The sequence below is a fragment of the Burkholderia sp. Ac-20379 genome (assembly GCF_017104645.1).
GTDB lineage: Bacteria > Pseudomonadota > Gammaproteobacteria > Burkholderiales > Burkholderiaceae > Burkholderia.
The window spans coordinates 1-11,369 of the sequence record NZ_JAAGPF010000243.1 but is presented as its reverse complement, the minus strand read 5'-3'; the positions used below and the strand labels follow the sequence as shown (position 1 = coordinate 11,369).

Sequence of the window (11,369 nt, the reverse complement as noted above, 5' to 3'; positions counted from 1 at the left end):
GGTCTGCGTCCGCGCCGCGCATACGCCGTACAGGTCGCGCACGAGCGGCGGGGTGTCGTACGCGCCGGGCGTTCGGCCCGGCGTCGTCAAGACCAGTTCGCCCGGCCCCGGCGCCTCGATCGAGAGCGTGACCTCGAGCGCATGGGCGGCCGGGTCGAGCGTGATGTCGTAATGCACCTTCATTGCGCGCCCCGTCATTCGATTCTGAGGAAACCGGGGGCGGCTTGTCCCGCCGCTTCCCCCGGGTTTCCGATACGCACGCCTCTCAGGCCCTGCACCGCGGCGCCGTCGACCGTCACATCGATCGACAGCACCTGGTTCTTCGTCGGATACGAGTCGCCCGGCACCGTATAGGCGACGTCGTCCCGGCATCCGGTGACGGTCGCGCGCACGCTGCCGGGCGCGCCGTCGAAACTGACGGTCGGCAGGCCATCGGGCCCGCCGAGGCTGGCGCCGCGGCAGATCAGCGCCATCGGCACGCGCGCCTGGCCACGCCGCACCGCCGGCGGCAGCAGCGCGCCGTTGCTCGCCAGCGTCATCGGCACGCCCGCCGGATTGGCCGGCGCGGGCTTGCCGGCATACGCCGCCCACAACGCCGCGTGCCACATCTGCAGCGGCTGCGGCGAGGGGTTCGGCGGCTCGCCCGCGCAGCCCTGCCGGCTCAACGGGCTGCCGACCGGAATCGCCGCCAGGGTGAGCTGCATCTCGAAGGTGGCCGCCACCTGCGCCGCATAGCCGATCGGCTCGCCGTCGATGCGGATGTCGCCCACCGTGAAGCCGAGCCCGGCCGGCACCTCGAACACCGCGTGCAGGATGAAGTTGCCGGGCAGCGGGCGGCCATGCGCATCGTCCAGCGCGAGCGCGCCGCGCGTCACGCGCCAGTAGTGCTGCGGCCGCGCGCCGGGCGGCGCCTGATCGGGCAGCGCGTAGCGGCCGAAATCGGGCATCTGCATGTAGAAGCCGGGCGGATCCGCAATCGTGATCTTCCGGCACTCGCCCACCAGCGCATTGACGTCGCGCCCGATGCGCGGATCGCTGTGGCGGTGCGGCTGGCCGATGCGCGCGCAGCACAGCAGATGCTCGGGATCGAGCGGCTCGCCGCAGCGCTGGATCGTGGCCGCGCCGGCCAGCCCGGCGATGCCGGTTTGCAGCGTGTTCGGCGTGCTGGTCAGATGCATCGCGCCGCCGCCGTCGCGGCCCGGCCAGCGCTCCGGCCCGCGGTTCCAGACGTTCAGCGGATCGTAGGCCGGCGCGCCCGTGGACGGATCGATCACGGCGCGGCCGGCCGCGTCGCGCAGGATCAGGTCGTCGAGCTGGATCGACGGGTTGTCGAGCGTCGTGCGGTACAGCTCGGCCACCGCCTCGGGCGCGGCCTGCCACAGCGCGAACCAGTATTCGGGGCTCTCGCAGGTGAAATCGATCCGCAGGATCCGGTTGCTGACCGGGTCGCGCAGCACGCTCCATTCGCAGTATTCGTCCTGCCAGCCGCGCGGGCCGTAGGGGCCGTAGGCGGCGGCGCCCGCATGCGGCGCCGCGAACGTGCGGCGGCCGGGCGCGGTAGGCGACGGCGTCCACCCGTAATCGGCGAGCTGGGCGATGCGCGCCGGTTGCGGCGCGTCGGGCCCGTTTGCGCGCTCGTGGCGAGCGATCCGGCCCGGCATCGCCGACCAGCGCACGGCCTGCACGCGCGCATCGCGCGGCAGCGCCGTGGTCAGCGGGTTGAAGTAGTACGGCGTATTCGACGAGTTGCTCGCCTGCCACGGGTTGCCGACGATCGCCTGCTGCGAGATCGCGTCGAGGTATTGCGTCCAGAGCGCGCCGAACGCGTGCAGGGCCGCCGGATCGCCCGCCAGATCGCGGCTGGCCTGATCGGCCGGAGAGCGGAATGCGGGGAGCGGGCTTGCCATGTCGACCTCGTGAGCACGACGCACGGCCGCTGGCGGCGGATACCGTACGCTGCCGCGCGCGTCGTCGGCGACGTCGTCGCGCGGCGGTCATCCATAGCGAGTTGCGTGCCAGAACGCGGCACGCCTTGCCGGGCGGGGGATTGCGGGGAATTGAAGGACGTTTGGACGGGCGCGGCGCGCGCGGCATCGGACGCAGGCGGCCGGGGCGGCGCGGCCCGGCGGACGGAATCGTCCACCGAGGGCAGGCGGTCGCATTCGGGCGTTGGCCGGCTATCGAGGCCACGCGGCCGGGAACGTCACCCGCCTCGTCCCCTCCCCGCCGCCCTCACGCCACCGGCCGCGCCTCGCGCAGCGCGGCAAGCCGCGCCACCGCCCGCTGCGTGATCGGCGAGGCCTGCAGCGGCGGCGTGCCGCGCAAGGCGCGTTCGAGCGCCAGGATCGCCTCGGCCGGCTGGCCGCGTTCGTCGAGCAGATCGGCCAGATGCGTCGCGGCGGCAACCCGGGCCGGCACCGAGCCGATCGCCAGCGCCGTCGCGATCGCGCTGCGCAGTTCCTGCTCGGCCAGCGCGAATTCGCCCTGCGCGCGCCGCGCGCGGGCGCGCACGATCAGCAGCTCGCCGAGATAGACGCGCTCCTGCCGCTCCAGCACGACGTCGAGCGCGGTGTCGATCATCCGCGCGCAATCCGCGTGGCGGCCCGCGCGCAGCAGCAGTTCGCCGTGATGCCAGGCCATGAACGAATAGAACAGCGCGCCGCCGTGATCGATCATCCGCTCGAAGCCGCTCAGCATCAGCGGCTCGGCCGCCTCGAACGCGCCGCGGCTCGACAGCCAGCAGCCGCGCAGCACCTCGCCCACGCCCTGATAGAACGCCAGCCCCGCCTGCTCGGACGCGCTGGCCAGCTCCGCCGCGAGCTCGCCGAGCCGCGCGTCGTCGTCGAACAGGCAGGCGAGCCAGGCCGCGCCCTGCAGGTTCAGCACGTGCGCGAGCGCGTTCTCGTGGCTTTGCGCGACGCGCGCGCACAACACCGTCATCGCATGCCGCGCGCGATCCTCGGCGCCCGTCTGGAAACAGGTGAGCCCTTCGAAGGTCAGCGCGAGCCCGGCCAGATCGAGGCCCTGCGCGCCGACGCGATGATCGTCGAGGCCGATCCCGAGCAGGTTGCCGCGCGCGAGGCAGGCCAGCGCCTCGCTGCTGTCGCCGAGCCAGAACAGCGTGTTGGTCATCGCGATGTGCGCCTCGTCGAGCCGGTCGAGCGTGCCGATCCGCTGCGCGCGCTGCAGCAGATCCTGCGCGCTCGCGCGGGCCTCGCTCAGTTGCATCGTGGTGAGCTGGGTCGTCCAGACGCCGAACTGCACCGAGGCCAGTTCGCCGTCGTCGCACACGCCCTCGCCCGCCGCGATCGCCGCCGCGTAGGCCGCGCTCGCCTCGGGATACAGCCAGCCGTGCACGCTGCGCAGGCTCACGCCGAGCGCGAGATTGGCCTCGAAACGCAGCCGCCGCCACGCGGGCGCGTCCGCCTCGTCGCCGTCCGGCAGGCCGTCGAGACAGCGCCGCAGCAACGGAATCGCCTCGCGGAACTGCGCGGCGCGGATCCGCGCCTCGGCCTGCGCGAGATCGCTGCGCGGATCGGCGGCGCGCTCGGCGCGCGCCTTGAGCCGGCGCTCGACCGTCTTGCGGCTCACGCCCAGCAGCGCCGCCGCCGCGGTCTTGTTGTTGCCGCTGCGCGCGAGCGCGCGGTCGATCATCAGGTATTCGGCGGCCGCCAGCTTGTCCTCGCCGTCGAGCAGCAGCAGGCGGTCGGCCAGTTGCTCGCGCCATTGCGCGTCGGGCGCCTCGGCGGCCAGAAACGGTTCGAGCATGTCGGCATCGACCTGCGTATCGGACGCGAGCACGCTGACGCGGCTGACCAGATTGCGCAGTTGCCGCACATGCCCCGGCCAGGCCTGACGGCGCAGCCGCGACATCGCCGCCGACGAGAAATCGATCGCGCGCGGCTGCTGGCCGGCGAAATGCTTGACCAGCGCGGGGATATCCTCGGCGCGCTGCTCGAGGCCCGGCACGTCGAGCACGAACACGGCCAGACGGAAATAGAGATCCTCGCGGAACCGGCCGGCCTGCGCGGCCTCGCGCAGATCGCGATGGGTGGCGGCCACCACGCGGCCCTCGAAGCGCAGCGGCGCCGCGCCGCCGATGGGCCGGAAGCTGCCGGTTTCGAGCACGCGCAGCAGCTTCGGCTGCAACGCCAGCGGCAACTCGCCGATCTCGTCGAGAAACAGCGTGCCGCGCCCGACCTGCTGGAGCAGCCCGGCGCGGTGCTCCGACGCGCCCGTGAACGCGCCGCGCACATGGCCGAACAGTTCGGCCTCGAGCAGGGTGTCGGGAATCGCGCCGCAGTTCAGGTCGACGAACGGTTCGTCCGGCGTGGCGCCGCGCGCGTGGATGCGCCGCGCGATCAGTTCCTTGCCGGAACCGGTCGGGCCCGTGACGAGCAGCGCGTGACGCGTCGGCGCCACGCGGTCGACCATCTCGATCAATTGCAGGAAGGCGGGGGAACGTCCGACCAGGGCCGGCTCGGCGAAGGCGGACGACAGTGCGGGGGACACCTCGGGGCGCGGGGTGCTCATCGCGACGCTCCGGCGGCTGAATGCGGCAAATGCAGCGAATGCAACAAATGCTGCGACTGAAAAACCGCATTCCGGCAGCGGAATGCGCGTTGCGATGCCATGACCTTCACCCCGAAACGATATTGCCTGATGGCCGTTGCGCTTGCGATCGCCTGATTGCGTCGCAGGCCGGCTCATTAAGACTTTAACGGCGGGCGCGCCGGTTTCTTGACACGTGGATTGAACGCCGGATTTTAAATGGGTTTGGGGCGGTGTCAAAAAATCAGCGGTTCGTTGCGCGCCCGCGTGCGACAGGGAATACGGGACACATCCGCGAGCGCCGCATCGGGTCCGATCGGCCGGTCGTGCGCGCATTGATCGACGATCGCCGCCCCGCGCTCTCCGCTTTCCGGCGAGGCAAACCTCGCATCCGGTCTATTCAACGACGCCGCATCGCGCGGCATGATGTCCGCACCGAAGACGGCGCCGGGATGGCGCCGTTCACTCTCATCCCGTGTGGACAACATCATGCCGAAAGCCTATTGGGTCGTCGCGATCCAGCAAGTCGACAAACCCGAACAACTCGTCGAATATTCGAAGCTCGCCGGCCCGGCGATCGCCGCCGCCGGCGGCCGCATTCTCGCGCGCGGCACCGCGCAACACGCCTATGAAGCCGGGCAACTGGCGCGCACCGTGGTGACCGAATTCCCGAGCCTCGAACAAGCGCTCGCCGCCCGCGAGGGCGCGGCCTATCAGGCCGCGCTGAAGGTGCTGGGCGATGCGGCCAAACGCGATTTCCGCATCGTCGAGGGCGTCGAGTAAGCGCCCCGGCCGGCGCCGGCATGGACACCCCGTTGGCGCGTCGCGTCACGCCGTCGTCCCGCCGCGCATCACGTCGCGCGCGCGGCGCCGAATGGCGCCAGTTCCGCGCGCAGCCGCGGCGCCAGGAAATCCAGCAGCCGGCGCAGCTTGACCGGCATCGGGCCATGCGCGGCATGCACCAACTGCACGGGAACGGGTTCGGTCTCGAACGCGCCGAGCACGATGCGCAGGCGGCCGGCCTCGATGGCGTGCCGTGCCTGATAGTGCAGCACGCGGACATAGCCGATCCCCGCCGCCGCCGCATCGACGCCCGAGGCCGCCGTGCCGACCCGAAGCCGCGGCTTGATCGCGACCGCCTCCACGCCGTCCCCGGCGGCGTCTTGGCGGCTGCGGAACTGCCATGCCGGCGCGAGCGTCGGCGCGTTCACGACCACGCACGGCATGCCGGCGAGATCCTGCGGCACGCCTGGCGCGCCATGCCGCGCGATGAGTTCGGGGCTGGCGCAGACCACCGCGCGCATCGCGCCCACCCGCGTCGCGATCAGGCCGCTCGACGGCAGCCGGCCGATGCGAACGGCCAGATCCACGCCGGCTTCCGCCAGGTTGACGTGGCGATCCGATTGGTCGAGCGCGATGTTGATGGCCGGAAACCGCGCCAGAAAATCCGCGAGATGCGGCAATACATGCAGGTGTCCGAACAAAACGGGCGCCGAGACGGCCAGCTCGCCGCGCGGCGCCGTGAATTCGCCCGACGCGTCGCGCTCCTGCGCATCGACCAGCGCCAGGATCCCGCGCGCGCGGGCCACGTAATCCGCGCCGGCGTCGGTCGGCTTGAGCCCGCGCGTGGTGCGCGTCAGCAACTGCGCGCCGATGCGCTGTTCGAGATCGTTGATCTTTCTCGTCAGCGTCGGCGCCGGTATGTGCAGCGCGCGCGCCGCGGCCGAGAAGCTGCCCGTGTCCACCGCCGCAATCAGCATTGTCATCGCCTCGATGCGATCCATTCCGTTCTCCGTCGGCTCGCGCCGTTTGCTCGCGGCCGGTCATGCCCGGATCCGGCCGATATCCTGCCTGCCGATGCAGGCCTCTCCCTTTCACGAGACACACCATGGAATCCAGTGCGAACCCGAAAGTCTTTCTGATCACCGGCGTCAATTCCGGCCTCGGCCGCGCGTTCGCCGGCGCGGCGCTGGCGGCCGGGCATCGCGTGATCGGCACCGTGCGCAGCGAAGCCGCCCGCACGGCGTTCGAGCTTCAGGCGCGCGGCAGGGCGTTCGGCGTCGTGCTCGACGTCACCGATTACGACCGCATCGGCCCCGCCATCGCGGACATCGTGCGCACCGCCGGCGCCGTCGACGTGCTGGTCAACAACGCCGGCTACGGCCACGAAGGCGTGCTCGAGGAATCGCCGCTCGACGAGCTGCAACGTCAATTCGCCGTCAACGTGTTCGGCGCGGTCGCGATGATCAAGGCCGTGCTGCCCGCCATGCGCGAGCGCCGCAGCGGCCGCATCGTCAACGTCACGTCGCTGGCGGGCGCGTTGAGCTTCCCCGGCATCGCGTACTACAGCGGCAGCAAGTTCGCGCTGGAGGGCATTTCCGATTCGCTGGCGCAGGAAGTGCGGCCGCTCGGCATCCACGTGACCGCGCTCGCGCCCGGCGCGTTCCGCACCGATTGGGCCGGCCGCTCGCTGGTTCGCAACGCGCGCAGCATCGCCGATTACGACGCCGTGTTCGGCCCGGTGCGCGACGCCCGCCGCGCCAAGGACGGCAGGCAGATCGGCAACCCCGAACAGGCCGCGCAGGTGCTGCTGCAACTGGTCGAGCATCCGGCGCCGCCGCGCCGCCTGCTGCTCGGCAGCGATGCGCTCGCGGCCAGCCGGCAGCGCATCGAGGAAACGGCGGCCAGCATCGATGCGTGGGCGGACGTGACGGCGTCCACCGATTTCGCGTCGTAGGCCGCCCAGGCGCACGCCGAACCGCAATGCCGAAAATTATGGCCCAGGCCGGCTGTGCATTTTTTAACAGCTAGTGCGCGCAAACAGCGGCTGTTCGCGGGCCGCCCCCCGCTCCAACATGCCGGGCGAGGCGCGACGCCTCCCCCCCGCAACCCGACCATCGACACCCATGAACCATCGCCCCCGAATCGCCGCGCTCGCGGCCGCCCTCGCCGCCCTGACCTTCGGCGAAGCCGCTCGCGCCGCGGATTACGGCCAGCTCGAACGCTGGCGCAGCTACACCGGGGTGACGTGGGAGGCTTCGGCTGGCACGCCGTTCGCCGATTCGGCGAGCGCACCGATCGCCGGGCTGCATACCGACGCACAAGGCCGCTACTTCGTCAGCACGCCGCGCTGGATGTCGGCGCGCGTGCCGTCGACGCTGAACCTGCTCGATACCGGCCCGACCTCCGGCCCGGCCCGCCTCACCGCGTTTCCGTCGGCCGCCGCGAACGCGCTCGACGCAGCCCCCGGCGCCGCGCTGCGCAGCGTGCTGGGCTTTTACGTCGATCGCACGAACGGCTGGCTCTGGGCGCTCGACATGGGTTATGTCGCCGGGGAAGGCGAGGCGCCCGCCGGCGGCCAGAAAGTGGTGATCCTCGACCTGCGATCGGGCGCGGAGGTGCGCCGCATTGCGCTCGACGCGGTGGCGGATCGCAAGGCCAGCTTCCTCAACGACATCGTCGTCGACGAGAAACGTCAGGTGGCGTATATCGCCGACAGCGGCGTGCGCGGCAACGATGCCGGGCTGATCGTGGCGGATCTCGCCGGCGGCACGGTGCGCCGCGTGCTCGACCGGGCCGCGGCCGTCCAGCCGGAACCAGGCGCCAAGGTGGTGTCCCACGGGCTGGACGTGCTGCCGGAGCATCCGCTGAACATCGGCATCAACGGCATCGCGCTATCCCCCGACGCCGCCACGCTCTATTGGACGGTCACCAGCGGCACGCACTTGCACGCGGTGCCGACCGCGATCCTGCGCGATGCGCACGCCGGCGACGGCCAGATCGCGGCGCAGGTCCAAACCCTCGGCGACGTCGGCGGCAATTCCGACGGCATCGCGGTGGACCGCCGGGGCAACGTGCTCGTCACGAACCTGACGAACAACGGCATCGTCGAATACAGCCAGCGCAGTCATGCCGCCAGGCTGATTGCGTCCGACGACCGCATCCACTGGCCCGACACGCTGACGGAACTGTCCGACGGCGATTTCCTGTTCACATCGAGCGGGCTCAACGAGCACTTCATGGGCGCGATCCAGGCCGGCAACGAGAACTACGACATCTGGCGCCTGCCGCGCAAGCCCTGACGCCTCGTCTTTCCCGAGCGGCGAATCCGCTACGCGGCGCGCCCGCGCGCCGCCGGATCCGTTGCACGACCCTTTCCTCGCCGCCCATGTCCGCTGCTCCCGCTGCCGCGCTGCCCGCTTCGTCCGGGCGCGCCCTGTTCGCCATCCTGCTGGCCGTCGGCCTGTCGATCCTCGATACGGCGCTCGCCAACCTCGCGCTGCCGGCCATCGCCGTGGATCTGCACACGTCGGCGGCCGCCTCCGTCTGGATCGTCAACGCCTACCAACTGGCGATGGTGGCGACGCTGCTGCCGCTCGCCGCGCTCGGCGCGCTGATCGGCCATCGGCGCATCTACCTGTTCGGCCTCGCGGTGTTCGTGCTCGCCTCGCTGGCGTGCGCCTGCTCGACCACGCTGGCGATGCTGACGCTCTCGCGCGTGCTGCAGGGCCTGGGCGCGAGCGGGATCATGAGCGTCAACACCGCGTTGATCCGCATCGTCTATCCGCCGGAGCGCCTCGGGCGCGGCATGGGCCTGAACACGCTGGTGGTGGGCATGGCGTACGCCGTCGGCCCCACGGTCGCCTCGACGATCCTGTCCGTCGCGTCGTGGCCCTGGCTGTTCGCCATCAACGTGCCGCTCGGCGGCCTCGCGTTCGCGTTCGCCTGGCCGTCGCTGCCCGATTCGCCGCGCGCGCGGCACCGCTTCGATGCGTTCGCCGCGATCCTCAACGTGACGACGTTCTCCACGCTCGTGTATGCGCTGAGCGAGGCCACGCAATTCGGCTCCGCCGCGAACACGCTCGTCACCGCCGGCGTGGCCGCCGCGGCCGGCGCGCTGCTGATCCGGCGCGAGGCGTCGCGCCCGGCGCCGATCCTGCCCGTCGACCTGTTCCGCAACCGCTCGTTCGCGCTCGCCACGACGGTGATCGCGACGGCCTATGCCGCGCAGGGGCTCGCGTTCGTCTCGCTGCCGTTCTATCTGGAGCGCGTCCAGCATCTCGACGCGGTGCGTACCGGCTTCATCATCACGCCGTGGCCGGTGTGCGTCGCGCTGGCCGCGCCGCTCGCCGGGAGGCTCGCCGACCGCCATGCGCCGAACCTGCTCGGCGCGATCGGGCTGGCCTGCCTCGGCATCGGCCTCGCCTCGCTGGCGCTGCTGCCCGCCCATCCGAACGCGTTCGAGATCGGCGTGCGAATGGCGATCTGCGGCGCGGGGTTCGGGTTCTTCCAGTCGCCCACCTCCAAGGCGCTGATCGCCAGCGCGCCGCCTGCCCGCAGCGGCGGCGCCAGCGCGATGCTCGCCACCGCCCGCCTGATCGGCCAGGCCACCGGCGCGGCGCTGGTGGCGCTGTGCTTCAGCGTGTCGGCCGTGCATGGCTCGACCGTCGCGCTCGCGATCGGCGCCGGCTTTGCCGCGCTCAGTTCGGCGCTGAGCTGGCTCGCGCTTGCCGCGGCCTGAGCCGGCGCCCGTGCGTCCGCGTCACGCCGTCGAATCGATTCTTCATTGTTGGAGGAGTTGCCCCATGTCGTCCCGATCGAAAACGCCCGCACCGTTGCGCTGGTTCGTCGTGCGAGCCTGCCGCCTGATGATCGCCGCCTGGCTCGCGAGCGCAGCGCTGCCCTCGCCCGCACTCGCCGCCGGCGACGCGTACGGGCCCGAGCTGGAAGGCGCGGCGTACCCGTTCCCGGTGCAGGTCTTCAGCTTCCCGTCGCAGCGGCAAACGCTCAGGATGGCCTATATGGACGTGCAGCCGTCGCATCCGAACGGCCGGACGGCGGTGCTGCTGCACGGCAAGAATTTCTGCTCGGCGTCGTGGGACACCACGATCCGCGACCTGCGCGACGCGGGCTATCGCGTGGTGGCGATCGATCAGATCGGCTTCTGCAAATCGAGCAAGCCCGCGCACTATCAGTACAGCTTCCAGCAACTGGCCGCCAACACCCGTCAGTTGCTGCACGCGATCGGCGTCGATGGCTACACGCTGATCGGCCACTCAACGGGCGGCATGCTGGCGGTGCGGTATGCGCTCATGTATCCGGGCGACGTGCGCCGGCTCGTGCTGGTCGACCCGGTGGGGCTCGAGGATTGGAAGGCCAAGGGCGTGCCGGCGCAAACCGTCGATCAGTGGTACGAAAAGGATCTGAAGACCACGGCCGACAGCATCCGGAAATACGAGCAGGCGGTGTATTACAACGGCCACTGGGATGCCGCGTTCGAGCCGTGGGTGCAGATGCTGGCCGGCCTGTATCGCGGCCCCGGCAAGGCGCTGGTGGCCTGGAACTCGGCGCTCGTGTTCGACATGATCTACACGCAGCCCGTGATCGGCGAGTTCGGCCTGCCCGAACCGCCCACCCTGCTGATGATCGGCGACAAGGACACGACGGCCATCGGGCTCGACGTCGCCCCGCCCGCCGTGCGCGCCACGCTCGGCCACTATCCGCAACTCGCGCGCGATGCGGCCAAGGCGATCCCGCATGCCACGCTCGTCGAGTTTCCGGCGATGGGCCACGCGCCGCAAATCCAGGATCCCGAAGCATTCGACGATGCGCTGCTGAAGTGGCTCGCGTCGAACTAGCGGCGCGGAGCCGGGCAGTCACTCTCGCGCCGGCGCAGGCGCGCGCAGCTCGCCACGGCTCGCCCCTCACGCCTGCCCCCTCACCCGCCCCACGTCCGCCACGGCCCGCACTACACCCCCGACCGGCACGCTCGCACCCGCCATACCCCCGCACATCGCCGTGCGCGCGCCGCACTGCCA

The 11,369-nt window shown here is 71.3% G+C and carries 10 protein-coding genes; 5 read left to right on the top strand and 5 right to left on the bottom strand.

Annotated elements, in window-relative coordinates; all coding sequences use genetic code 11:
• The 4 genes from G3N92_RS24435 to G3N92_RS24420 form a co-directional block, all read right to left on the bottom strand.
• Positions 1-198, bottom strand: a 198-nt coding sequence (locus G3N92_RS24435; protein WP_206130175.1) for a hypothetical protein, incomplete at its 3' end; no start/stop codon positions are given.
• Entirely contained in the window at positions 195-1,907 is a 1,713-nt protein-coding gene (locus tag G3N92_RS24430; protein ID WP_206130174.1) for a hypothetical protein, read from the bottom strand. The genes G3N92_RS24430 and G3N92_RS24435, both read right to left, overlap by 4 nt.
• Positions 1,908-2,232: 325 nt before the next feature.
• Positions 2,233-4,533, bottom strand: a complete 2,301-nt coding sequence (locus tag G3N92_RS24425) for a sigma-54 dependent transcriptional regulator (protein ID WP_206130173.1) — start codon at positions 4,531-4,533, stop codon at positions 2,233-2,235.
• A 254-nt stretch (positions 4,534-4,787) separates the two neighbouring features.
• Positions 4,788-5,042, bottom strand: coding sequence for a hypothetical protein (locus G3N92_RS24420; protein ID WP_206130172.1), 255 nt, complete (start codon positions 5,040-5,042; stop codon positions 4,788-4,790).
• Between G3N92_RS24420 and G3N92_RS24415 the strand changes: the two genes are divergently transcribed.
• Positions 5,041-5,334, top strand: coding sequence for a DUF1330 domain-containing protein (locus G3N92_RS24415; protein WP_206130171.1), 294 nt, complete (start codon positions 5,041-5,043; stop codon positions 5,332-5,334). The genes G3N92_RS24420 and G3N92_RS24415 overlap by 2 nt on opposite strands.
• 68 nt (positions 5,335-5,402) lie before the next feature.
• On the opposite strand, the gene G3N92_RS24410 is transcribed toward G3N92_RS24415, so the two are convergent.
• Positions 5,403-6,335 carry a LysR family transcriptional regulator gene (locus G3N92_RS24410; RefSeq protein ID WP_206130170.1) on the bottom strand — a complete coding sequence of 311 codons (933 nt, stop codon included), beginning with the start codon at positions 6,333-6,335 and terminating at the stop codon, positions 5,403-5,405.
• Between the two features lie 104 nt (positions 6,336-6,439).
• Between G3N92_RS24410 and G3N92_RS24405 the strand changes: the two genes are divergently transcribed.
• The 4 genes from G3N92_RS24405 to G3N92_RS24390 all read left to right on the top strand — a co-directional run bounded on the left by G3N92_RS24405 (position 6,440) and on the right by G3N92_RS24390 (position 11,189).
• A complete protein-coding gene (locus tag G3N92_RS24405) occupies positions 6,440-7,288 on the top strand; it encodes an oxidoreductase (protein WP_206130169.1) in 849 nt (282 codons plus the stop codon).
• A gap of 169 nt (positions 7,289-7,457) precedes the next feature.
• Positions 7,458-8,633, top strand: a complete 1,176-nt coding sequence (locus G3N92_RS24400) for an L-dopachrome tautomerase-related protein (RefSeq protein WP_206130168.1) — start codon at positions 7,458-7,460, stop codon at positions 8,631-8,633.
• An 86-nt stretch (positions 8,634-8,719) separates the two neighbouring features.
• Entirely contained in the window at positions 8,720-10,072 is a 1,353-nt protein-coding gene (locus G3N92_RS24395; RefSeq protein WP_206130166.1) for an MFS transporter, read from the top strand.
• Positions 10,073-10,199: 127 nt separating this feature from the next.
• Positions 10,200-11,189 (top strand): alpha/beta hydrolase, encoded by a 990-nt coding sequence (locus G3N92_RS24390; protein ID WP_241015002.1) that lies wholly within the window; start codon positions 10,200-10,202, stop codon positions 11,187-11,189.
• Positions 11,190-11,369 lie beyond the last annotated feature (180 nt).

What these genes read in the sequence shown, in the direction of transcription:
- G3N92_RS24425 (WP_206130173.1), bottom strand. Translation starts at nt 4,533, where the DNA reads ATGAGCACCCCGCGCCCCGAGGTGTCCCCCGCACTGTCGTCCGCCTTC.
- G3N92_RS24415 (WP_206130171.1), top strand. Translation starts at nt 5,041, where the DNA reads ATGCCGAAAGCCTATTGGGTCGTCGCGATCCAGCAAGTCGACAAACCC.
- G3N92_RS24410 (WP_206130170.1), bottom strand. Translation starts at nt 6,335, where the DNA reads ATGGATCGCATCGAGGCGATGACAATGCTGATTGCGGCGGTGGACACG.
- G3N92_RS24390 (WP_241015002.1), top strand. Translation starts at nt 10,200, where the DNA reads ATGATCGCCGCCTGGCTCGCGAGCGCAGCGCTGCCCTCGCCCGCACTC.
- G3N92_RS24430 (WP_206130174.1), bottom strand. Translation starts at nt 1,907, where the DNA reads ATGGCAAGCCCGCTCCCCGCATTCCGCTCTCCGGCCGATCAGGCCAGC.
- G3N92_RS24400 (WP_206130168.1), top strand. Translation starts at nt 7,458, where the DNA reads ATGAACCATCGCCCCCGAATCGCCGCGCTCGCGGCCGCCCTCGCCGCC.
- G3N92_RS24420 (WP_206130172.1), bottom strand. Translation starts at nt 5,042, where the DNA reads ATGATGTTGTCCACACGGGATGAGAGTGAACGGCGCCATCCCGGCGCC.
- G3N92_RS24395 (WP_206130166.1), top strand. Translation starts at nt 8,720, where the DNA reads ATGTCCGCTGCTCCCGCTGCCGCGCTGCCCGCTTCGTCCGGGCGCGCC.
- G3N92_RS24405 (WP_206130169.1), top strand. Translation starts at nt 6,440, where the DNA reads ATGGAATCCAGTGCGAACCCGAAAGTCTTTCTGATCACCGGCGTCAAT.